The organism is Blastococcus colisei, from assembly GCF_006717095.1.
Classification (GTDB): Bacteria; Actinomycetota; Actinomycetes; order Mycobacteriales; family Geodermatophilaceae; genus Blastococcus_B; species Blastococcus_B colisei.
This window is the reverse complement of sequence record NZ_VFQE01000001.1, coordinates 2,751,880-2,774,105: the sequence shown is the minus strand read 5'-3', so window position 1 is coordinate 2,774,105 and position 22,226 is coordinate 2,751,880. Positions and strand designations below refer to the sequence as shown.

Here is a 22,226-nt window from a genome sequence, read left to right as displayed (position 1 = left end):
CGGTCCGGGACGTGCTGCCGTTCCAGCCGGCCACGGGCTGAGCAGTAACGGCTACTCGCGCCGGCTGCTGCCGGCCCAGGGGTCCTCGAGCTCTTCGGCGTCGTCCGGCCGGGTCTCGGACTTGCGTCGGGCGCTCGCCTCCAGCGCCTCGTCCCGTTCGCGCGCGCGGGCGGCCCGCTCGCCACGCGCGTGCGCGCGTTCCTCGCGGCGGCCGGGACGCGCCGCCTCCTCGGGCGCCGCTCCCGCGTCCAGCGGGCCCAGCCGCCAGAGCGCGGCGGCAACCAGCGCCAGTCCCAGCGGCAGGGGATAGGCCGCGACCCGCTCGGTGCTTCCCTCGCCCAGGTAGCTCGTGACGCCGGTCAGGAAGAAGGCCGTCGCGGCGGTGGCGATCAGCCCGAGCAGCGCCAGCGTCGTGCCGAGGGCCTCCGACCGGGGGCGCACCGCGTAGGCCAGGGCGACCAGGCCCAGGCCGCCGCCCACGAAGTAGAGGACGGCGCCGACCGCGTGCAGGGTCGAGTTCCCGTCGGTCGGGAACACGCCGACCAGCAGGACGCCGAGCGACGCGGCACCCAGCAGGTACGGAACCGCCTGAGCGGCGCCGCGGAGCAGGGCCGGGCGGAGCAGCAGCGCCCCGGCCAGGATCAGCGCAGCCTGGACGACGAAGGACGCGTTCATCAGCTCGCGGCCGGCGGAGTCGGAGGCGCCCAGGGCGCTGATGACGTCATCGACGCGCGAGTAGGAGCCCTCGAACCGCCGCTGGGCGAGCGTCTCCAGCACGAAGAACTGCAGGGTCAGCAGCCAGGCGATGGCGCCCCAGCGGAGACGGTTCCGGTTCACGCCGTCCATCGTCCCAGGCAGATCTCATTGGCCCGGTCCAGCACGGCGGCGAACTGCTCGGGCGACAGCCAGGACGGGTTGCTGCCGGCGGGCATGCGGAGCACCTCCGCGTCGCGCACCCGCGGATCGGCCAGGAGGTCCGACCGCGGGATCGGCTCGGGGAGCAGCGTGAGCCGCAGCGGAACGGCCGGGCCTTCGCCGCGGTCCTCGACGTCCCCGGCGACCTCACCCAGCGCGTGCACACCGGGCCGGTCCCGGCCGCTGAGCCAGAGCAAGCTCGGCTGTCCCACGGCCATGAGGTCCAGGCGGTAAGAGGGGCTCACGCAACGGTCCAGGAGCCGCGTAATCGTGGCCGCCCAGCCGGAGGCAGCTCTGCGGGCGGGCGACTGGTCTTGAGCACCCAGCAGGCGACGTCGCCAGGGGACAACCGGGTCACGTCGCCTGCCAGGGTCCTGCGCTCAGTCCGTCGCGGAGTGCACGTCGGCACCGGCCGGGTCGGCGTCGTCCGAGCCGACCGCCTGGCGCTCCTGCTCGGTCCGGTGCGCGAGCGCCTCGTCGCTCGGGTGCGGGTCCTTGGCGTGCTGCGTGCGGTCGCGGGTCACGTTCTCCTCGGGCTGGATGACGTCGTCGAGGTTCGGGGTGTCGTGCGGGCCGGTCATCGGTGCTCCGTCCAGATGGAGTGATCGTCTGCATCGGCCCCATAGCCGCAGGGGAGGAGCCCTAACCCCGCGCCGTCAGCGCGGTTCCAGCCGTGCGGCGGGCAGCCATGCCTCGACCAGCGCCGGTCCGTGCAGGCCGGTGACGGTGTAGGCGACGCGGCCCTGCCAGGTCCCGCCGCGCTGTCGCCACTCGACGAGCAGGCCGGGCCAGGTGCCGGGTGCGTCCGGCGGATCACGGACCCAGCAGTGCCGGCCCTCCCCGCCGTCGCCGGCGGCCCCGTAGCCGCCCGGACGCTGGACGGCGGGCGGCACCGGGGGACGCGGAGGAGCCGCGGCGACCCGTGGCGCCGGGGTGTCCGCCTGGACGCCGGAATTGGCCGCGCGCTCGCCCAGGGAGCGCCCGGAACGTCCTGGGTGCATTCCGCCGGCCATGCACGAAGTCTGACACGTCGGTCGAACGCTTGTTCGACGGAGGCTTCGACACGTCGACGGCGCGTCGCACCGACACGCGGGCGGTACCCGTTGTGACAACCCTCACGCGATTTCGATTGGCCGCCCGTTGCGAGCCGTCGTATCAGCCGAGAAGGCATGGCCGATGTGCCATCACGCACCGATTGCGAGTCCATACAGTCCGTATGGAGATGGTGAACGACGACTGGGCACGTCCGTCACAACGTTGCCAACGCGTTACTCCTCGGTCACCGAGCGCTCTTACGGTCCCGCCGTCAGCTCCTCTCCGGAAGGAACACCGCGTGCCCGAACAACCCGGCACCACGTCGCCTCGCGCCACCGCCCGTGTGGTCGCACGACGTGCCGTCCTCGGCACCGCGGCTGCGTCCATCGCAGTCGTGGGCATGCCCGTCGTCGCTCTCGCGGCGCCGCCCGCCACGCCCTTCATCTCCGAGATCCACTACGACGACGACGGCACCGACACCGGCGAGTTCATCGAGGTCCAGCTGCCGGCCGGCACGAGTTCCGCGGGCCTGTCGATCGAGCTCTACAACCAGGAAGGCTCGAACTACGACACCGATGCGCTTCCCGAGCTCACGGCACCTGCCGGGAGGGCCGCCGTGGTGGTCGTCGACTACCCCACCGACGGGATCCAGAACGGCCCGACGGACGGGATGGCCCTGGTCCACGAGGACGGGACGGTCCTCGAATTCCTCTCCTACGAGGGACTGGTCACGGCGGCGGCCGGCCAAGGTATGGCTGCCGGGACGACCACCACGGACATCGGGGTATCGGAGCGCAGCGTCCCCGAGGGCCAGTCACTGTCCCGCGTCCACGACGCTGCGGCCGACGAGCTCGTGTGGTCCGGCCCTGCTGCCGCTACACGCGGCGTCGTCAACGGCGCCGAGGGCGGGGAGCCCGGTGGCGAGGGCCCTGCCGTCTGCGACGTGACACCGACCCACGAGATCGGCGAGGTCCAGGGCGCGTCCGGCGTCACCCCCCTCGACGGCCAGCAAGTCACCGTGCAGGGCGTCGTGGTCGGCGATCTGCCGGACATGTCGGGCTTCTACCTGCAGGACGTCGATGGCGATGGCAACCCCGCCACGTCCGACGGCATCTTCGTGTTCAGCCCGCTCGAGGTCGACCTCGGCGACACCGTCACCGCGGCCGGCACCGCCGAGGAGTACTTCGACCAGACCCAGGTCAGCGCCGGCGACGCCGCCGAGGTGTGCGCGGAGGGGGCGACCGCCGATCTGCCCGCCGCCGCGGCTCTCGACCTGCCCGCCGACGATGCCGCGCGGGAGCGGTTCGAGGGCATGCTGGTCGCGCCGGCCGACGGCCTCACTGTCAGCGAGGTCTACGACCTCACGCGCTTCGGTGAGCTGACCCTGTCCGAGGGCGGCATCCTCGTGCAGCCGACCGAGCTGGCCCGCCCGGGCCCGGACGCCGAGGCCGTCGCCGAGCAGAACGCACTCCGCCGGATCGTCCTCGACGACGGTCTCACCGCGCGGGTCAGCCCGGCGACGGCGCCCTACCTCTCGCCGGAGAACCCGGTCCGCGTCGGCGACGAGCTGGACTTCACCTCGCCGCTCGTCCTGGGCTACGGCTTCGACTCCTGGCGCCTGCAGCCCGCCGACGGCACCGCGGACGGCACGTTCGCGCCGCAGGACACCCGACCGGCGGCGCCGGACGAGGTCGGCGGCGACATCCAGGTCGGCGCGTTCAACGTGCTGAACTACTTCCTGACCTTCGGCGACAGCGACACCGCGCGCGGTGCCCTGACCCCCGAGGCGTTCGAGCTGCAGGCCGCCAAGATCGTCACGGCCATCAACGAGATGGACGCCGACGTGCTGGCGCTGATGGAGATCGAGGACACCGCCTCGACCGCCTTCGGCGACAGCAGCCCCGACCAGGCCGTCGCGGACCTCGTGCGCCGGCTGAACGAGGCTGCGGGCACGGAGAAGTGGGCCTTCACCGCCTTTCCCGACGAGCTCCTCGCGGTCGACCGCGATGTCATCCGGAACGCAATCATCTACCAGCCCGCCGCCGTGACCCCGGTCGGCGACTCGGTCGGACTGGTCGACGAGGCGAACTTCGACAACGCCCGCGAGCCCATCGCCCAGACCTTCGAGGCGCAGGGCGACCAGTTCACCGTCATCGCCAACCACTTCAAGTCCAAGGGCAGCGGTGACGGTGCCAACGCCGATCAGGGCGACGGGCAGGGCGCCTCGAATCCCGACCGCATCGGCCAGGCCGAGGCGCTGGCCGGCTTCGTCGAGGACCTCCGGGCGAGCACCGGGGACGACGACGTGATGGTGCTGGGCGACCTCAACGCCTACAGCCAGGAGGACCCGATCCAGGTGCTCCGGGACGCCGGTCTCATCGACCTCGGCACGCAGTTCGACGAGGGCCGCTACAGCTACGTCTTCGACGACGAGTCCGGCTCGCTCGACCACGCGATGGCCACCGACGGCCTGACCGCCAAGGTGACCGACGTCGCGCATTGGAACATCAACTCGGTCGAGTCCTTCGCCTACCAGTACAACGGCGCCCCGGGGCTCTACGCCTCTGACCCGTTCCGGTCCAGCGACCACGACCCGATCCTGGTCGGCCTCGACCTGAGCGGGACGGGCACCGGCGGCGGTACCGACGGCGGAGATGACGACGGCATCACGGAGCTGCAGCTGCTCGGGATCAACGACTTCCACGGTCGGCTGTCCGCGGGCGACACCACCCGCCCGCCGGCGGAGGGGGCCGTCGCTCTCGCGGGCACGGTGGAGGAGCAGCGGGCCCGGGACGACGTCGATGCGACGCTGCTGCTGTCGGCGGGTGACAACATCGGCGCCTCGCCGTTCGTGTCCTCGGTGCAGCAGGACGTGCCGACGCTCGAGGTGCTGAACGAGATGGGGCTGCAGGCCTCGGCGGTCGGCAACCACGAGTTCGACCGCGGGTTCGCCGATCTGATCGACCGGGTCGGTGTGGACGGGGAGAGCGGCCTGGCCGACTTCCCCTACCTCGGTGCCAATGTCTACGGCGCGGACGGGACGGCGGCGCTTCCGGAGTACGCCCTGCTGGACGCCGCGGGCGTGACGGTCGCGGTCATCGGCGTGGTCACCCAGGAGACCAGCTCGCTGGTCTCGCCGGCGGGCATCGAGGGCATCACCTTCGGGGACCCGGTGGAGGCCACCGACCGGGTGGTCGCCGAGCTCACCGACGGGGCCGGGGACGAGGCCGACGTCATCGTCCTGCTCGCCCACGAGGGCGCGCCGGCGAGCGACTCGCTGGAGGAGCAGCTCGCCGCGGACACCGCGTTCGCCGCGATCGTCAACGGCGTGGACGCCGAGGTGGACGCGATCTTCACCGGGCACACGCACCAGAGCTACGCGTGGGAGGCCCCGGTCCCGGGCGGTGAGGGCGTTCGTCCGGTGATCCAGACCGGCTCGTACGCCATGGCGCTCGGTCGGATCGCCCTCACCTACGAGGAGGCCACCGACGAGGTCACCGCCTTCACGGTGGAGAACCTCCCGCTCACCGAGCGGACCGAGGAGGAGCTCGTCGCCGCGTACCCGCGCGTCGCCGAGGTCGCCGCGACCGTGGCGGCGGCGCAGGCCTTCGCCGAGGCGGTCGGCAGCGAGGTGATCGGTTCGGTGACGGCCGACATCACGCGGGCCTTCACCGCCGACGGGACCGAGGACCGTGGGTCGTACTCGGCTCTCGGTGGGCTCGTCGCGGACAGCTACGTCTACGGGTCGGAGCTCAGCGCCATCGAGCCCGCCGACCTCGGGCTGGTCAATCCCGGTGGCCTGCGCGCCGACCTGCTCCACGGGGACGACGGGCAGATCACGCTGGCGGAGGCCAACGCGGTCACCCCGTTCGCCAACGACCTGGTCGTCACCTCGCTGACCGGCGCCCAGCTGGTGCAGGTGCTCGAGCAGCAGTGGCAGCCCGAGGGCAGCTCGCGTCCCTTCCTGGCGCTGGGCACGTCCGAGGAGCTGACCTGGTCCTACGACCCGGCGGCGCCCGCGGGTGAGCGCATCATCGTCGACAGCATCCGGATCTCGGGCGAGCCGATCGACCTCGGTGCCACCTACCGGGTGGCCACCAACAGCTTCCTGGCCGCCGGCGGTGACAACTTCACCGCCTTCGCCGAGGGCACCACGGAGGGGACGGGTCTGATCGACTTCGACTCCTTCCAGGCCTACCTGGAGGAGAACCCGGCGCTGGACCCGGCGAACTACGTCGACCGGGTCACCGTCGGGGAGGCCGAGGAGCCGGCCCCGGTCACCGGCGTGACGGTGTCTCCGACGACGTTCGCGGCCCGCGACCGGGTGACGGTCTCGGTCACCGGCTTCGGACCGTCCGAGCGGGTCGTGGTGACGCTCGACGGCGACCGACTGGGCCGGGTGCGCACCGACGCCGACGGCGCCGGTTCGCTGCGGGTCCGCATCCCTCGCGGGGTCGAGGCCGGGTCGGCGGAGATCGTGGCCACCGGGTCGGACTCCGACCGCACGGCGACGGTCCAGGTGGAGATCACCGCACCTGAGCAGCCGGGCAGCGGCTGGTCCGGCAACGGCGGGGCCGTGGGCCAGCTCCTGAGCTGGTTCCAGGAGGTGTTCGGCAAGCTGCTCCGGGGCTGGTTCGGCAACTGAGCAGGCGGTGCCGACCGACCGGGAACGGTCGGTCGGCACCTGGCGAGCACCGCGGCCGGAGGCCGGTCCTCACTCCCCGGGGGCCGGCCTCCGGTCGTTCGCCGTGCCGGCGGCCAGGGTGGCCGCGACCTCCTGCAGCAGCGGGTGGCCGGGCAGGTCCTCGACGAGGACCGGGAGCGGCAGCGACCAGTTCGGCCGGTCGACCGTGCCCGGCATGTTCGGTCGGCGGAGCTCACCCACCGCGTCGTCGAGGGTGGCGGACAGCAGCTTCGAGGGCGCGGTGGCCAGGAGCTCGTGAGCGCGCGTCACCGCCTTCTCGACCGGCGCTCCCTCCGCGAGGCCCGGCAGGTGCTCGAGCAGCGCCGTCCGGCCGCGCTGGAGCTCTTCCTCGGTCCCGGTGCCGTGCTCCCGCTGTTCCTCCACGTCCTCCCCGGTCCAGAGGCCGGTCACGGTCGGGAGGTCGTGCGTGGTGATGGCCGCCATCGCGTCGGCGGGCCACTCCGCGGGGGCGTCGTCCTCGAACCAGAGCAGGCGGTAGGAGAGGACGCCGTGCTCTGCCATGGCCTCGCGGACGCCGTCCTCGACGGTGCCGAGGTCCTCGCCGACGACGAGCGCCTGCGCCCGGGAGCTCTCCAGCGCGACGATGTCCAGCAGGTCCTCGGCCGGATAGCGGACGTATGCGCCGTCGGCGGCTGTGCCTCCCGAGGGCACCCACCACAGCCGGAACAGCCCCATCACGTGGTCGATCCGCAAGCCCCCGGCCCCGGCCATGGTGGCCCGGATGGACTGGATGAACGGCTCGTAGTCGGCGTCGCGCAGCCGCCACGGGATCAGCGGCGGCGAGCCCCAGTCCTGCCCCTGGCTGTTGAAGGCGTCCGGCGGGGCGCCCACGCTCACGCCCTCGGCCAGCACGTCCTGCCACGCCCAGGCGTCGGCGCCGCCGCCGGCGAAGCCGATCGGCAGGTCCTGGATCACCGTCATGTCGCCCGTCGCCGCGGTGAACTGCAGGTCCAGCGCCCACTGCAGCCATGCGTGGAAGCCCACGACGGCACCGTGCTGCTCGACGTACGCCGCCAGCTCGGGGCTCTCGGGACGGCGCAGCTCGGCAGGCCAGGTGTGCCATTCGCCGCCGTGCTCCTCGACGATGGCCGCCCAGGTCGCCCAGTCCTGCAGGGTCTGGCCCTGTTCCTCGCGCCAGCGGGCGAACGCCTCGCCGCCGCCGTGGGCGAAGAAGATCCGCATCAGGACCTCGCGCTTGCGGGCCCAGATGGCGTCCCGGTCGATCAGCGAGCCGTCCGACAGTGCCCGGCCGGCGTCCTCCTCGAGGTCGACGTTCTCGGCGCCGGGCACCTCGGCCACCCGCAGGTAGAGCGGGTTGCGGAACCGCCGGGTGGCCGGCAGGTAGGGGCTGGCTTCCTGCCCGGGGGTGGGGGCGACGGCGTGCAGCGGATTGATGAGCAGGAAGCTGGCGCCCTGGTCGGCGGCCATCCGTCGCAGGGCGCGCAGGTCGGCGAGGTCCCCGATGCCCCAGCTGTCCCGGCTGCGGGCCGCGTAGAGCTGGACCGCCCAGCCCCAGGCGCGGTCCTCGGGCAGCCAGCACCGGCCGGGGGAGACGATCAGCCGGCGACGGCGACCCTCGGGCGAGGAGAGCCAGTGGTAGCCGAGCGGGAAGTCGGCGGGCAGCTCGCCGTCGATGGAGCGCACCTCGCCGTCCTCGCAGACGACATCGGCCCGGTCGACCTCCAGCGCGTCACCGGGGCGCGCGACGATCGGTGCCCGCTCCTCCAGGTCGGCCGGCGGCTGCCCGATCACCTCGCGCAGCTGGTCGATGGTGGCCTGGGCGACCTCGTGCTCCTCGTCCAGTGCGTCCAGCCAGCCGGCGTCGATGCCCCACTCGTCGGTGGTCGGTGTCGAAGTCACCGGCTGATCCTCACCGGACGGCGGGGCCGCCGCAGCGCAGAGCGGCATGAGCCGGCGTCTCGTCCCGGACCAAGGCTGGTCGAGTCCGGGTCCAGTGGTGCATCGCCGGTTCCCGCGCCGTGCCGCGATGATGGCGACGTGACTCTGGAGGCCGCCGTTCTCACCTTCGCGGTCGTGGCCGCCGTCCTGACGGTCACGCCCGGACTGGACACCGCGCTGGTCCTCCGGGCGGCGCTCACGCGCAGCCGCCGGGAGGCGGCCGCGACCTCGGCCGGCATCGTGGCCGGTCTGTTCGTGTGGGGAGCCGCCGCGGCGGCCGGGATCTCCGCGCTGCTCATCGCCTCCGAGGTCGCATACGACGTCCTGCGCTACGCCGGCGCTGCCTACCTGGTGTGGTTCGGCGTGCGCCTGCTGGTCCGGGCCCTGGGCGGTGCGGCCGAGACTGCGCCCGCGACCGGCGCCGTCCCGACATCGGTGTGGCGGGCGGCGCGCACGGGTCTGGCCGCCAACCTGCTCAACCCCAAGGTCGGTGTCTTCTACGTCGCGCTGCTCCCGCAGTTCCTGCCGTCGGGTAGCGATCCGCTCCTGGTGGGCCTGCTGCTCGCCGGGGTGCACGCGGTGCTGTCGATCGTCTGGTTCACCCTGCTGATCAGCCTGGCCACGCTGGCCGGACGCTGGCTGCGCCGGCCGGCCACCGTTCGCGCGATCGACGCGGTGACCGGCGTGATGCTGGTCGGCTTCGGGGCCCGCCTGGCCCTGAGCGGGCGCGGATGACCGTCGACCGGGTGCTCGTCCACCCGCCGCTGCCGGGGCCGGCTTCGCCGCCCGGGTAGTGCCCTCCTCGACCGGGAAAGGAGACGGCGTGCCGTCGCTGCAGCTCGACCTCCCGCTCCGCCTGGACATCGACACCAAGAGGTACCTGGCCAGTCAGATCGGTTCCGTCTACGCCGAGGTCATGCAGGTCCCACCCGAGTTCATCACCGTCTCGATCCACGACCTCGGGCCCGGCGGTGTGTGGCGGTGCGGTGCGGGCGAACCGGAGCCGGCCGGACTGGTGATGTGCGACATCCGCGCCGGCCGGCCGGCCGCGACGCGGGAACTCCTGGCCCGCCGGATCGTCGACGTGTGCGTCCGGGTCTGCGAGCTCGAGGAGCGCCGCCTCAAGGTGGAGTTCACCCAGCACGCCGGCGACGAGATGTACCACCCGCACCTGGGGGGCTTCGCACCGGACTGGGCGCCCGACGCGGGTGGAAGAAGCGGCTGAGCGGACCCCTACCCGGATGCGCACGCCCCGAGGACGACGGCCGCCCTCGGGGTGCGCGGGGTCAGGCCAGGACGTCCCGGAGGACCGGAGCGAGGGACGCCTTCTGCTCGAGGCCGATGCCGGTGCGTCGGGGAGGCGCACGTGGCCGTCCTCGATCCCGCGGCCCGGGTGGTAGGAGCCACCCGTGGCGTAGACCCAGACCTTCTCGGCGGGGGCGCCGGGGTACGGGGGGTCACGGGCCCGCTCGCTGAGCAACCGGTTCAGCGGGACGCCGGCCAGCTTGGCGGCCAGGTCCCAGGACGCCATGTCAGCACACCCATCGCAACACCCCGGTCGCCATGGCCGCCGGACTTCTCGTTGGTCATCGCAGCGCGCCAGATGAGTTCCGGGTCCCGGTCCCCGTGGTCGCCGATCAGGTTCCCGGGCGGAGCTTCCGGGACCCGAGGGATGATCCGCTCCCGCAGCAGGCCGCCCTGCGCGTACCGCCCGTCGGAGTTGAAGCCGTATCCGACCACGGGTCTCCCGTCGCGGGTCTCGTCGGTGACGAGCGCAAGGACGCTGACGGTCATCTTCGAGAAGTTGGTGAACGCGTTGGACATGTCCGCCTCGATGGGGACGGTCTTCTCGCGGATGTCGATGATGCGTACGGCCTCCGACCTCTCTGACGACGGGCCGTCCGTGAGGGGCCGCGGTGACCCGGGCCCGGCCGCGGAGGCCTGGACGGCGATGCTCACGATGACCCCTGGTGTGACGTCGGGGACGGATTCGTCCAATTCGTGACCCCAGCTCGACGACCAGGTGAGCCTCGTCGCCTCGGTGCGGGGCACACTGGCGCCGTGCGCAGGCCTGACCTCCCGTTGCGGCGGCGCTCGAGGCCGACCAGCCTGGCGCGCCAGCTGCTGCTGCTCCAGGGCCTGGTGGTCGCCGTCATCGTCCTCACGGCGACGGCCGTCGCCTACGTCAACGCGCAACGCACGGCGCAGCACGACGCCGAGGTGCAGGCGAGGGCGATCGTGGGAGCGCTGACCAACTCGCCGCTGGTCGTCGACGCCGTGACCGGCCCCCGCCCGACCGAGGTGCTGCAGCCGTACGTGGAGGCGGTGCGGAGCGACACCGGCACGTCGTTCATCACCGTGTTCGCTCCGGACCGGACGCGCTACACCCACCCCGATCCGTCGCAGATCGGCCGGTCGTTCATCGGCACCATCCAGCCGGCGCTGGCCGGCCGGACCTTCACCGAGACGTACGCGGGCACCCTGGGGCCGTCGGTACGGGCAACGGGACCGATCTTCGGGCCGGACGGCGAGGTCGTCGGGCTCGTCTCGGCGGGGATCACGCTGGACGCGATCGGGGCGGATCTCGCCCGGTCGCTGCCCGGCATCCTCGGCGTCGGGCTCGTCACCCTCGCTGTGGGCAGCACGGGCAGCTGGCTGATCAGCCGGCGGCTGCGGCGGCAGACGCGCGGCCTGGGGGCGCCGGCGCTGGCGCGGATGCTCGACTACTACCAGGCCGTGCTGCATGCCGTGCGCGAAGGGCTGCTGGTCGTCGACGGGGACCGGCGGGTGCAGCTGGTCAACGACGAGGCGCGTCGCCTGCTGTCCCTCGACGCCGATCCAGGCGGCCGGCCCGTCAGCGAGCTGAACCTGTCCGCGGATCTCACGGAGACGTTGTGGCGGCAGCAGCAGACGGTCGACGAGGTGCACGTGAGCGGCGGGCGGGTGCTGGTGGTCAACCAGGTGCCGGCCCGTGCTTCGGGGAACTCGGCCGGCGCCGTGGTGACCCTTCGCGACCACACCGAACTCCAGGCACTCACCGGCGAGCTGGACAGCGTGCGTGCCTTCGCCGAATCCCTGCGGGCTCAGGCCCACGAGGCGGGCAACCGGCTGCACACCACGGTGTCCCTGATCGAGCTCGGCCGGGAACAGGATGCCGTGGAGTTCGCCACCGCCGAACTCGCGTCGGCCCAGCGGCTGACCGATCGCGTGGTCGACGCCGTCGAGGAACCGGTGCTCGCGGCGCTGCTGCTGGGCAAATCCGCGACGGCACACGAACGAGGGGTGCGACTCGAGATCGATCCCGGCACCGCGGTTGCGGCGACCGGCATCCCCAGCGGCGAGCTGGTGACCATCGTCGGCAACCTGCTGGACAACGCCATCGACGCCGCGCTCGCCGGCGAACCTCCGCGCGAGGTGCAGTTCGCCGCCTGGGTCGACAGCGACTGCCTCGAGATCCGGGTGGAGGACAGCGGCCCGGGCGTCGCCGAGCACCAGGTGCCGCGGGTGTTCGAGCGGGGATGGACCACCAAGGACGCCGACGACAAGCCGTCGCCGGGTTCGGAGCGGGGTCTCGGCCTGGCGCTCGTCGCCCAGGCGGTCCGCCGCAACGGTGGTTCGGTCACCGTGCGTCCGGGTCCGGGGGCGCAGTTCAGCGTGTCCCTGCCGGTCCGCGCGGTCGTGGAGGCCGCACCGTGATCCGGGTCCTGGTGGTGGAGGACGAGCCGGTCGCCGCCGAGGCGCACCGCACCTACGTCGACCGAACGGCGGGCTTCAGCACCGCCGCGGTCGCCGGCACCGGAGCCCTCGCTCTCGACGCGCTGGTCCGCCTGCCCGTGGATCTGGTGCTGCTCGACATGAACCTCCCCGACACGCACGGCGTCGAGCTGTGCCGGCGGATCCGGGCCGCCCGGGTCGACGTCGACGTCCTGGCCGTCACCTCGGCCCGGGAGCTGTCCACCGTCCGCGCCGCCGCTGCCCATGGAGTCGTCGGGTACCTGCTCAAGCCGTTCACCTACGCGGCGCTGCACGACCGGCTGCTCGCCTACGCCGACTACCGCATCCGGCTGTTCTCGGACGGTGACGCGAGAGGTCAGGAGGACGTCGACCGGGCGCTGGAAGGCCCACGACCCCAGCGGCAGGCACCCCTCCCGAAGGGCATGCACCCCCAGACGCTCGATGCCGTGGTGGCTGCGCTCCGCACCGGCACCGGGCTGTCCGCCGCCGAGACGGCCGCCGAGACGGGAACGTCCCGGATCACCGCCCGCCGGTATCTCGAGTACCTGGCAGAGACCGGGCTGGCCACCCGCACGCCGCGCTACGGCGGCGCGGGCCGGCCCGAGACCGAGTACCGCTGGCGGTGAGCCGTGCAGCTCCGTCGCGGGGCCGGCCCGGGCGCCGTGCCCGAGGAGCGCCCCGGCGGAACGGTCACCCGGCCGGAACGGGTGTGGCAGGCAGCGGCGGGGTCCGGCGCAGCAGCAGTGCCACGCCGAGCGCGACGACCAGCAGACCGGCGACGTAGCCCACCACGGCAGGCCACGCGGCGCGCTCGTAGGCGAGGCCGCCCACCCAGCCGCCCACACTGCTGCCGGTGTAGTAGGCGAACAGGTACATCGCCGACGCGTGCGCGCGCCCGACCCGCGCACGGTTGCCCACCATGCCGCTGGCGGAGGTGTGGGCGGCGAAGAAGCCGACCGTGAACAGGACGAGGCCGAGCAGCACCACGGCGAGCAGGCTGCTCAGCGTGAGGAGCACCGCAGCGAGGGTCAGCAGCACGCCCGCGAGCAGGACGCTCCGCCGGCCGAAGCGGTCACCGAGCCGGCCGGCGGCGGGTGAGCTCGTCGTGCCGGCCAGGTAGGTGAGGAAGACCAGCCCGACGAGCGTGGGAGACAGCCCGAACGGCTCGTCGAGCAGCCGGTATCCGAGGAAGTTGTAGACGGTGACGAACGCGGCCATCAGCACGAAGCTGGTCAGGCACAGCCGCCGGATGCCGGGATCGCGCAGGTGTCGGCCGAGGTGACCGCGCTCCTCGTCGGAGGGTGCAGTGGTGGGCGGGGCGGTCGGCCGCGGCAGCAGCAGGCGGAAGGCGACGGCGCATCCCAGGGCGAGGCCCCCCACGGCAGCCAGGCCGGCCCGCCAGCCGCCGATGTCGGCCACCACGCTCGACAGCACCCGTCCGGACAGGCCGCCGACCGTGTTGCCGGCCACGTAGAGGCCCATGGCGATCCCCACCGCAGACGGCCGCACCTCCTCCGACAGGTGCGCCATCGCCAGGGCAGGGAGTCCGGCGATCGCGACACCCTGCATCGCCCGTACCAGCAGCAGCACCTCGATCGAGGGCGCGAGCGGGGCCAGGACCCCGAGAACCGCGGCGGTCACGAGTGCGACCGTCATCAGGCGGGTCCGGCCGACCCGGTCGGCGAGATAGCTCATCGGCAGGAGGGCCAGCGCGAGCGTGCCGGTGGCGACCGACACGACCAACGCGGCGCCGGACGGGGAGACGCCCAGGTCGTCGGAGATGAGGGGCAGCAGTGCCTGAGGCGCGTACAGCAGGGCGAAGCAGCCCACGCCGGCGGCCCAGGTGGCGGCCACGAGGCGGCGGTAACCGGCGGTGCCCCGGGCATGGCCGGCGGCGCTGGTGCCGGTCGCTGTCACTCCGCCATGGTGTGTCCCGGCCGTGGACCGGGCGACCGCGGGGGGTCGGTCGGGAGGCCATCGCAGGCCGCTCCGTGTACAGAATGGCCGAAATGTCGTCCAGGTCACATCCGGTGGTGCATGGTGTGTCCGTCCGGAGCCGGTCCGCGATCTCGGAAGGTCCTTTCATGCCCCTGTATCACCGCGACACCGTCGTCGCGCGCCCTCGCTCGGCTCGGCACGGCGTCGGCCGGTGTTCCCGCCTGGCCGGTCTCGCCGCTGCCTCCCTGGTCCTCGCCGCCTGCGGCGGCGGGGGCGGTAACGGAGGGGAGGAGGATCCGGCGGCCGCCGAGGCGTTCCCGGAGGACGACATCACCTTCGTCGTGCCGTTCTCGGCCGGCGGGCCGACCGACACGGTGACCCGCCTGGTCGCGGAGCCGATCGCCGAGGAGTTGGGCGGCAACGTCGTCGTGCAGAACGTCGAGGGTGCCGGCGGCACCATCGCGGCCGGCCAGGTCGCGGCGGCCAACCCGGACGGCTACACGGTGCTGATGCACCACATCGGCATGTCGACGGCGCCGTCGCTGTACCCCGACCTGCCGTACGCGCCGCTCGAGGACTTCGAGCCGCTGGGCCTGGTCACCCAGGTGCCGATGACGATCGTGGCGCGCAACGACTTCGAGCCGCAGACCATGGAGGAGCTGGTCACGTACCTCGAGGAGAACGCGGGGGACGTCACCCTCGCCAACGCGGGCATCGGCGCCGCGTCGCACCTGTGCGGGCTGCTCCTGCAGGAGGCGCTCGGCGTGGAGCTCACCGAGGTTCCCTACGAGGGCACCGGCCCGGCGCTGCAGGACCTGGTCGCCGGCGAGGTGGACCTCATGTGCGACCAGACGACCAACACGACCGGGCAGATCCAGGCCGGCCAGATCAAGGCCTATGCCGTGACCACCCCCGAGCGGGTGGAGACGCTGCCGGACCTCCCGACGACGGAGGAGGCCGGGCTGGAGGACCTCCAGGTCGGCGTCTGGCACGGCTTCTACGTCCCCACCGGGACGCCGGAAGGGGTCCGGGAGAAGCTCTCCGCCGCCATCCTGGCGTCCCTGGAGGACGAGAACGTGGTCAGCCAGCTCGGTGAGCTCGGCGCCGCCCCCTACAGCCAGGAGGAGGCCACCCCGGAGGCCCACCGCCAGCTTCTCGAGGAGCAGATCGAGCTCTGGCAGCCGATCATCGAAGAGGCCGGCGTCGCGGCGGACTGATCAGCGGACAGACCATCGACGACGGTGGGGCGGCGCGAGCCGCCCCACCGTCGTCCTCGATCCGTGAGGACCTGCTTGTGAACATGCACGGTGCGCGCAAGGACCTCCTTGCGGGCGCGGTATTCGTCGGCTTCGGGCTGGCGTTCGCGATCACGGCGAACACGTACGAGGTCGGCAGCGCACTGCGCATGGGGCCGGGCTACTTCCCCCTCGTGCTGGGCAGTCTTCTGGTCCTGCTCGGCATCGCCATCGCCGTGAAGGCGTTCGTCGCGGGTGAGGGCGACGACCTCGGACCTGTGCCGTGGAAGGCACTGGTCCTGCTGGTGGCCGCTCTCCTCTTCTTCGGCTACACCGTGCGGGGGCTGGGGCTGATCCCGTCCATGCTGGTGACGGTGTTCATGACGGCGATGGCCGGGCGCAACGCCCGCGTGATCCCGTCCGCGGTGATCGCCGCCTCCCTGACCGCCCTGAGCATCCTGATCTTCGTCATCGCGCTGCAGCTGCGGCTGCCGTACTTCGGCTTCTGGCTCCAGGGCTGACCGGCCGATGGACATCCTCCAGAACCTCGGCCTCGGGTTCGAGACGGCATTCACGCCGATCAACCTGCTCTTCGCCTTCATCGGCGTGGCGCTGGGCACCGCGGTGGGGGTGCTGCCGGGCATCGGCCCGACGGCGACCATCGCCATGCTGCTCCCGATCACCTTCGGCTTCGAGCCGGTCACCTCGCTGATCATGCTGGCCGGCATCTACTACGGCGCCCAGTACGGCGGGTCGACCACCGCCATCCTGATCAACCTGCCGGGTGAGTCCTCGGCGGCGGTGACCGCGATCGACGGGCACCAGATGGCCAGGCAGGGCCGGGCCGGCCCGGCGCTGGCCACGGCCGCGCTGGGCTCCTTCTTCGCCGGGACGGTGGGCACGCTCGCCCTGGCCCTGTTCGCGGTCCCGATCTCCAAGGCCGCCCTGCTGTTCGGCCCGGCGGAGTACTTCTCGCTGGTGGTCCTGGGGCTCATCGCCTCGATCGCGCTGGCGAGCGGGTCGGTGCTCAAAGCGCTGGCGATGATCGTGCTCGGGCTGCTGCTGGGCACGGTCGGGCAGGACACCTTCTCGGGCACCCCGCGCTTCACCTTCGGCCTCCGTGAGCTGTACGGCGGTCTCGACTTCGTCGCCCTGGCCGTGGGCCTGTTCGGCGTCGCGGAGATCCTCCGCAACCTCGAGGGGGACATCACCCGCAGCGTCATGGTGCAGAAGGTCAAGAACCTCTGGCTCACCAAGGACGACTTCCGCCGGATCCGAGGCCCGGTGCTGCGCGGCACCGGCCTGGGAACCGTGCTGGGCGTGCTCCCGGGCGCCGGTCACGTGCTCGCCTCGTTCGTCTCCTATTCGGCGGAGAAGCGGGTCTCCAAGCGCCCCCAGGAGTTCGGCAAGGGCGCCATCGAGGGCGTCGCCGGCCCGGAGTCGGCGAACAACGCCGCCGCGCAGACCCAGTTCGTGCCGCTGCTGACCCTGGGGTTGCCCGTCAGCCCGATCATGGCGCTGCTGCTGGGCGCCTTCATCATCCAGGGGATCGTGCCGGGACCGAACGTCATCACCGACGAACCGGAACTGGTCTGGGGCCTCATCGCGTCGATGTGGATCGGCAACTTCTTCCTGGTGCTGCTGAACCTGCCGCTGATCGGGCTGTGGGTGAAGATGCTGACGATTCCCTACCGGATCCTCTTCCCGGCGATCATCGCGTTCGCATCGATCGGGACCTTCTCCATCAACCGCAACCCCTTCGACGTCTACGCGATCGCGTTCTTCGGCATCCTGGGGTACGTCCTGATCAAGCTGGGCAACGAGCCGGCGCCGCTGCTGCTGGGCTTCGTGCTCGGGCCGCTGCTGGAGACCTACCTGCGCCGCTCGCTGATCATCTCCGACGGGGACCCGAGCGTCTTCGTCACCCGGCCGATCTCCCTGGTGCTCCTGCTCCTCGCCCTCGGCGCGTTCGTGCTGGCCGTGCTCCCCTCGGTCCGCCGCAAGCGCGACGAGGTCTTCGAGGACGAGGACTGACCGCTTCGGCAGGTCGCCGGCCACCGGTCGGCGACCCGCCGTCGCGGTCAGGCCGTGAACGCCAACCACAGCGGCAGGGTGAGGAGCGCCGCCGTCGTCGCCGCCGACACCTGTGCGGCCACGAAGGTGCCGTTGCCGTTCATGCGCGCGGCCAGGACGTACGCCGCCGTGGCCGGCGGTACGGCCGCGAAGGCGAGGACGACGAAGCGCTGTTCCCCGTCCACGCCGAGGAGCGCGCACAGCCCGAGGGCCACCGCGGGCACGGCGAGGAGCTTGACCGCCCCCAGATAGGCGGCCATGAGCCGCTGACCGCGCGGCAGACCGCCGAGCCTCAGGGCCGCGCCGACCGCGAGCAGGCCCAGCGGCACTGCCGCGGCGGCCAGCCGGGAGAGCGTCGCGTCGACCGGCGAGGGCAGCGTCAGCCCGAGGAGGTTGCCGCCCAGGCCCGCGACCGTGGCGATGATCAACGGATTCCGGGCGACCGCGGCCAGGACTCCGGGTCCACGTCCCCTGCCCGCACCATCCGGCGCGCTCCGGGCCAGCGCCGTCACCGCGAGCACGTTCACGAGCGGGATGGTGACGCCGAGCAGCACGCCCATGAGCGCCAGGGCGGCCACCCCGAGGTCGTCGACCAGCGCGAGGGCGATGAAGGTGTTGAACCGGAACGCCGTCTGCCATCCCGAGGCTGCCGTCATGCGGTCCACGCCCGGCAGCCACCGGACCGCCGCGCCCAGGAGGGCGCCTGCTCCCGTCGCCCCCAGCGCGGCCAGGACGACCCCTCCGGAGCCGGCGGCGGCGAGGTCCGCCGACAGCGTCGTGCGGAAGAGGAGGACCGGGAAGAGCACGAAGTAGACCAGGCGCTCGAGGTCGACCCAGAACGTCGGTGACCGCCAGGCGTACCGGCGCAGGAGCAGGCCGATGAGGAGGAGGGCGAACTCCGGCAGGACCAGCGCAGCCGCGTTCACCGGGGGGAGCCTAGCCAGGTGTGGAGAGTCCCCACCGCCGCGCCGCCGGCCGGTGCCGCCGCTGGTGGCGTCTCGATCGGGTCCTGCCGGACGACTCGTCCGCCGGGGATCGGTGCGCGGTCGGCTCCACCGGGCTGAGGTCGCCGTGCCGCCCGAACCTGGGTAGGCAGAGCCCATGACCGTCCTCGGATTCCACAATTCGCACGAGCAGGTCCATCCCGCGGAGCTGCTGACAGCGGTCCAGCACGCCGAGGAGGTGGGCTTCGCCGCCGCGATGTGCTCGGACCACCTCACGCCGTGGAACCCGAGGCAGGGTGAGTCGGGGTTCGCGTGGTCGTGGCTGGGCGCCGCCATGGCGACCACGACCCTGCCCTTCGGCGCGGTCAACGCGCCGGGGCAGCGCTACCACCCGGTCATCGTCGCCCAGGCGATCGCCACGCTCGGGGCGATGTTCCCGGGCCGGTTCTGGGTGGCGCTGGGCAGCGGCGAGGCGATGAACGAGCACGTCACGGGAGACAACTGGCCGCGCAAGGAGCTGCGGAACGCCCGGCTGCGGGAGTGCGTGACGATCATCCGCGCGCTCCTGGCCGGTGAGGAGGTCAGCCACGACGGGCTGGTCACCGTGGACCGGGCGAAAATCTACACCCTGCCCGAGCAGCAGCCGGCGCTCATCGCCCCCGCAGTCAGCGTGGCGACCGCCGGCAACAGTGCCGACTGGGCCGACGGGCTGGTCACGATCAACCAGCCGCACGAGAAGCTGCGCGAGATGATCGCCGCCTACCGGGACGCCGGGGGCCGGGGCAAGCTCGTCCTGCAGGTTCACCTCTCCTGGGATCCCGACCCCGCCCGCGCGCTGGGTCTCGCGCACGACCAGTGGCGCAGCAACGTGTTCCCGCCGCCGCTGTGCTGGGACCTCGACAGTCCGGAGGCGTTCGAGCAGGCCAGCGCGCACGTGACCCCCCAGGACGTGACCGGGGCCGTCCGGGTATCGGCGGATCTCGGGGAGCACACCGCCTGGCTGCAGGAGTACGTGGATCTCGGCTTCGAGGAGCTCTACCTGCACCACGTCGGGAAGGAGCAACGGCCCTTCCTCGACGCCTTCGGCGAGCACGTGCTGCCGCAGTTGGGTGTCACCGCCCCGCTGGCGGCGGTCGCCATCGATCCACCGGGACCGGCCGAGAACCGCCGTCCGGACCTCGATGCGGTGTCGGCGCCGTGAGGATCACCGACACGTCCGACCTCTGGTGGAAGAACGCCGTCGTCTACTGCCTCGACGTCGAGACCTACATGGACTGGAACGGTGACGGCATCGGCGACTTCGAGGGGCTCGCGCAGCGCATCGACCACCTCGCCGACCTCGGCGTCACCTGCCTGTGGTTGATGCCCTTCTATCCCACCGCCGAGCGGGACGACGGCTACGACATCACCGACTTCTACGGCGTCGACCCGCGCCTCGGCAATCACGGCGACCTGGTCGAGGTCATCCGGACGGCGAACGACCGCGGCATGCGGGTGATCGCCGACCTCGTCGTCAACCACACCTCGCGCAAGCACCCGTGGTTCCGGTCGGCGGAGGCGTCGAAGGACTCGCCGTTCCGGGACTTCTACGTGTGGCGGTCCGACCCGCCGCCGGACACGTCCGACCAGGTCGTCTTCCCCGATCAGGAGAACAGCATCTGGACGCTGTCGGAGAAGACGGGGGAGTGGTACCTGCACCGCTTCTACAAGGAGCAGCCCGACCTCGACGTCACCAATCCGCAGGTGCGCGACGAGGTCGCCAAGGTCATGGGGTTCTGGCTGCAGCTGGGCCTGGACGGGTTCCGCGTCGACGCCGTGCCGTTCTTCCTCGAGACCCAGTTCGCCGAGGACGACGGCGGCTTCTCCGCGCCGCACTCGTACCTGCGGTCGCTGCGGTCCTTCCTCGGGCGGCGGTCGGGCAGCGGCGTCCTCCTGGGCGAGGTCAACCTGCCCTACGAGCAGCAGCTGGACTTCTTCGGCGGCGCCGACGGCGACGAGCTGACCATGCAGTTCGACTTCGTCGGCATGCAGGCGCTCTACCTGTCCCTGGCCCGGGCCGACGCCGGGCCGCTGAGCACCGCGCTCAGCGGCCGCCCGCAGGTGTCGCCGGATTCCCAGTGGGCGAACTTCGTGCGCAACCACGACGAGCTCACGCTCGACAAGCTCTCCGACGACGAGCGGGCCGAGGTGTTCGCCGCCTTCGGCCCGGAGGAGCGGATGCAGGTCTACGGGCGGGGACTGCGGCGCCGGCTGCCTCCGATGCTGGACGGCGACCCGCGGCGGGTCCGGATGGTCTACAGCCTGATGTTCTCGCTGCCGGGCACCCCGGTGCTCTTCTACGGCGAGGAGATCGGCATGGGGGAGGACCTCGACGCCGAGGGTCGGCTCGCCGTCCGGACTCCCATGCAGTGGACCTCCGGCCGCAACGGCGGGTTCTCGTCCGCCGATCCCCGCAAGCTGCCCGGGCCGGTCGTCGACGGCGGCTTCGCACCTGACTACGTCAACGTCGCCGACCAGCGCAACGACCCCGACTCCCTGCTCTCGTTCATGAAGCTGCTCATCCGCCGGTACCGGGAGTCCCCGGAGCTCGGCTGGGGCGATTTCCAGGTGCTGGAGCACCCGTGCCCAGAGGTGCTGGCCCACCTGTGCACGTGGGACGACGGGGCGCTGGTGGCCCTGCACAACCTCTCGCCCGAACCGCGGACCGTGCCGCTTCGACTGGAGAGATGCGACTCCTCGCACCGCCTGGTCGACCTGCTCGAGCCGGGGAGCACGTCGGTCTCCGACGACGGGACGGCGGACATCGCGCTGGGTGGCTACGGATACCGCTGGCTGCGCGTGGTGGCCCAGGACAGCCGCCGGCTGGTCTGACAGCGTCACAACCGCATTTATGGCCATAAGTGTCGGAGGGGCCCGACACTCGCGGGGCCGTGCGTTGCCGACTTCCGCGGGCTCCCGCTCGTAGCGTCCGAGGGTGCGCAACCCCCGCTCCGCCGTGCTCGTGCTGCTCGCCGTCCTGCTCGCGCTGACCGGGTGCGAGGTCGAGTGGCGGCTCGAGCCGGGGCCGCCGGAGCCGGCCGCCGCGGTGGGGCAGGGGGACGTTCCCGAGGGCACGCTCGACCCGGCTGCGGCCGTCACCGCGCTCGACGCTCTCGTGGTCGCCGAGAAGACCGCGCTGGCCGGCTACGAGCGGGGCTGCGGCGAGGACCAGGGATGCGTGTTCGGGCCGGCCTGGTCCGACGTCGACCGCAACGGCTGCGACCAGCGCAACGACGTCCTGCACCGCGACCTCGCCGAGGTGGAGGTCCGCGACGGCACCCAGGGGTGCGTGGTGATCGCCGGGGTGCTCGACGACCCGTACACCGGGGAGACGGTTCCCTTCGAGAAGGCCGAGGCCGCCGAGGTGCCCGTCGACCACGTCGTCCCGCTCGCTGCCGCGTGGGTGCAGGGGGCGGCCGAGTGGTCGGACGGCCGGCGGGAGGTCTTCGCCAACGACCTGGCCAACCTGATCGCCACGACGCGGTCGGAGAACTCGTCGAAGGGCGATTCCACGGCCGACGAGTGGCAGCCCCCCGACCCCGCGTACGGCTGCTCCTACGCGACCGTGGTGGTCACGGTGAAGTCCGCGTACGCCCTGTCGGTGACGCCGGCGGAGTCCGAGGCGCTGCGGTCGCTGCTCGCCACCTGCTGAGCCGGCGGCCCACCCGGCGCGGCATCACGCTGCGTGAGCACACCGCGGGGGCGCCC

Annotated in this window: 19 protein-coding genes; 11 read left to right on the top strand and 8 right to left on the bottom strand. The window is 72.4% G+C overall.

Annotated features, from left to right (window positions below):
• Positions 1–51: 51 nt before the first annotated feature.
• The 4 genes from FHU33_RS13205 to FHU33_RS13190 all read right to left on the bottom strand — a co-directional run bounded on the left by FHU33_RS13205 (position 52) and on the right by FHU33_RS13190 (position 1,928).
• Positions 52–846 (bottom strand): DUF998 domain-containing protein, encoded by a 795-nt coding sequence (locus tag FHU33_RS13205; protein WP_246063585.1) that lies wholly within the window; start codon positions 844–846, stop codon positions 52–54.
• Positions 834–1,160, bottom strand: a complete 327-nt coding sequence (locus tag FHU33_RS13200) for a hypothetical protein (protein WP_246063583.1) — start codon at positions 1,158–1,160, stop codon at positions 834–836. The genes FHU33_RS13205 and FHU33_RS13200 overlap by 13 nt, the downstream gene beginning before the upstream one ends.
• Positions 1,161–1,295: 135 nt before the next feature.
• On the bottom strand, positions 1,296–1,496 hold the full coding sequence (locus tag FHU33_RS13195) for a hypothetical protein (RefSeq protein WP_142025759.1): 201 nt from the start codon (positions 1,494–1,496) through the stop codon (positions 1,296–1,298).
• A gap of 75 nt (positions 1,497–1,571) precedes the next feature.
• Complete coding sequence (locus tag FHU33_RS13190) at positions 1,572–1,928, bottom strand: hypothetical protein (protein WP_142025758.1); 357 nt, start codon at positions 1,926–1,928, stop codon at positions 1,572–1,574.
• A 320-nt stretch (positions 1,929–2,248) separates the two neighbouring features.
• On the opposite strand from FHU33_RS13190, the gene FHU33_RS13185 reads away from it, so the two are divergent.
• Positions 2,249–6,595: an ExeM/NucH family extracellular endonuclease gene (locus FHU33_RS13185; RefSeq protein ID WP_142025757.1), complete on the top strand. Its 4,347-nt coding sequence runs from the start codon at positions 2,249–2,251 to the stop codon at positions 6,593–6,595.
• Positions 6,596–6,664: 69 nt separating this feature from the next.
• Here FHU33_RS13185 and malQ read toward each other — a convergent pair whose 3' ends face one another.
• Positions 6,665–8,515, bottom strand: a complete 1,851-nt coding sequence (gene malQ / locus FHU33_RS13180) for a 4-alpha-glucanotransferase (RefSeq protein WP_142025756.1) — start codon at positions 8,513–8,515, stop codon at positions 6,665–6,667.
• Between the two features lie 138 nt (positions 8,516–8,653).
• Here malQ and FHU33_RS13175 point away from each other — a divergent pair, with 138 nt between their 5' ends.
• Entirely contained in the window at positions 8,654–9,289 is a 636-nt protein-coding gene (locus FHU33_RS13175) for a LysE family translocator (protein WP_142025755.1), read from the top strand.
• A gap of 88 nt (positions 9,290–9,377) precedes the next feature.
• Positions 9,378–9,779: a tautomerase family protein gene (locus tag FHU33_RS13170; RefSeq protein ID WP_142025754.1), complete on the top strand. Its 402-nt coding sequence runs from the start codon at positions 9,378–9,380 to the stop codon at positions 9,777–9,779.
• 260 nt (positions 9,780–10,039) lie between these two features.
• Here FHU33_RS13170 and FHU33_RS13165 read toward each other — a convergent pair whose 3' ends face one another.
• Positions 10,040–10,513: an enolase-like domain-containing protein gene (locus FHU33_RS13165; protein WP_142025753.1), complete on the bottom strand. Its 474-nt coding sequence runs from the start codon at positions 10,511–10,513 to the stop codon at positions 10,040–10,042.
• A gap of 102 nt (positions 10,514–10,615) precedes the next feature.
• On the opposite strand from FHU33_RS13165, the gene FHU33_RS13160 reads away from it, so the two are divergent.
• Together FHU33_RS13160 and FHU33_RS13155 are read left to right on the top strand one after the other, a co-directional pair.
• Positions 10,616–12,250, top strand: coding sequence for a sensor histidine kinase (locus tag FHU33_RS13160; protein WP_211355120.1), 1,635 nt, complete (start codon positions 10,616–10,618; stop codon positions 12,248–12,250).
• A complete protein-coding gene (locus FHU33_RS13155; RefSeq protein WP_142025752.1) occupies positions 12,247–12,915 on the top strand; it encodes a response regulator in 669 nt (222 codons plus the stop codon). The genes FHU33_RS13160 and FHU33_RS13155 overlap by 4 nt, the downstream gene beginning before the upstream one ends.
• Positions 12,916–12,979: 64 nt before the next feature.
• Here the strand turns inward: FHU33_RS13155 and FHU33_RS13150 are convergent, their stop codons facing one another.
• On the bottom strand, positions 12,980–14,206 hold the full coding sequence (locus FHU33_RS13150; RefSeq protein WP_170182447.1) for an MFS transporter: 1,227 nt from the start codon (positions 14,204–14,206) through the stop codon (positions 12,980–12,982).
• A 167-nt stretch (positions 14,207–14,373) separates the two neighbouring features.
• On the opposite strand from FHU33_RS13150, the gene FHU33_RS13145 reads away from it, so the two are divergent.
• The 3 genes from FHU33_RS13145 to FHU33_RS13135 all read left to right on the top strand — a co-directional run bounded on the left by FHU33_RS13145 (position 14,374) and on the right by FHU33_RS13135 (position 17,496).
• Positions 14,374–15,444, top strand: coding sequence for a tripartite tricarboxylate transporter substrate-binding protein (locus tag FHU33_RS13145; RefSeq protein WP_142025751.1), 1,071 nt, complete (start codon positions 14,374–14,376; stop codon positions 15,442–15,444).
• Between the two features lie 83 nt (positions 15,445–15,527).
• Entirely contained in the window at positions 15,528–15,983 is a 456-nt protein-coding gene (locus FHU33_RS13140) for a tripartite tricarboxylate transporter TctB family protein (protein WP_246063921.1), read from the top strand.
• Between the two features lie 7 nt (positions 15,984–15,990).
• Positions 15,991–17,496 carry a tripartite tricarboxylate transporter permease gene (locus tag FHU33_RS13135; RefSeq protein WP_142025749.1) on the top strand — a complete coding sequence of 502 codons (1,506 nt, stop codon included), beginning with the start codon at positions 15,991–15,993 and terminating at the stop codon, positions 17,494–17,496.
• 47 nt (positions 17,497–17,543) lie between these two features.
• Here the strand turns inward: FHU33_RS13135 and FHU33_RS13130 are convergent, their stop codons facing one another.
• Positions 17,544–18,461, bottom strand: coding sequence for an AEC family transporter (locus FHU33_RS13130; RefSeq protein WP_170182446.1), 918 nt, complete (start codon positions 18,459–18,461; stop codon positions 17,544–17,546).
• Positions 18,462–18,636: 175 nt separating this feature from the next.
• Between FHU33_RS13130 and FHU33_RS13125 the strand changes: the two genes are divergently transcribed.
• The 3 genes from FHU33_RS13125 (at position 18,637) to FHU33_RS13115 (ending at position 22,170) form a co-directional block, all read left to right on the top strand.
• Complete coding sequence (locus tag FHU33_RS13125; RefSeq protein WP_142025747.1) at positions 18,637–19,680, top strand: TIGR03885 family FMN-dependent LLM class oxidoreductase; 1,044 nt, start codon at positions 18,637–18,639, stop codon at positions 19,678–19,680.
• The gene (locus FHU33_RS13120) at positions 19,677–21,350 is read left to right on the top strand and encodes an alpha-amylase family protein (protein WP_142025746.1); all 1,674 of its coding nucleotides are present in this window, start codon (positions 19,677–19,679) and stop codon (positions 21,348–21,350) included. The genes FHU33_RS13125 and FHU33_RS13120 overlap by 4 nt, the downstream gene beginning before the upstream one ends.
• 103 nt (positions 21,351–21,453) lie before the next feature.
• Entirely contained in the window at positions 21,454–22,170 is a 717-nt protein-coding gene (locus tag FHU33_RS13115; protein ID WP_211355119.1) for an HNH endonuclease family protein, read from the top strand.
• The last annotated feature ends 56 nt before the right edge of the window (positions 22,171–22,226 follow it).

Coding starts and splice junctions, on each gene's coding strand:
- FHU33_RS13205 (WP_246063585.1), bottom strand. CDS start 846: ATGGACGGCGTGAACCGGAACCGTCTCCGCTGGGGCGCCATCGCCTGG.
- FHU33_RS13195 (WP_142025759.1), bottom strand. CDS start 1,496: ATGACCGGCCCGCACGACACCCCGAACCTCGACGACGTCATCCAGCCC.
- FHU33_RS13190 (WP_142025758.1), bottom strand. CDS start 1,928: ATGGCCGGCGGAATGCACCCAGGACGTTCCGGGCGCTCCCTGGGCGAG.
- FHU33_RS13145 (WP_142025751.1), top strand. CDS start 14,374: ATGCCCCTGTATCACCGCGACACCGTCGTCGCGCGCCCTCGCTCGGCT.
- FHU33_RS13140 (WP_246063921.1), top strand. CDS start 15,528: ATGCACGGTGCGCGCAAGGACCTCCTTGCGGGCGCGGTATTCGTCGGC.
- FHU33_RS13135 (WP_142025749.1), top strand. CDS start 15,991: ATGGACATCCTCCAGAACCTCGGCCTCGGGTTCGAGACGGCATTCACG.
- FHU33_RS13125 (WP_142025747.1), top strand. CDS start 18,637: ATGACCGTCCTCGGATTCCACAATTCGCACGAGCAGGTCCATCCCGCG.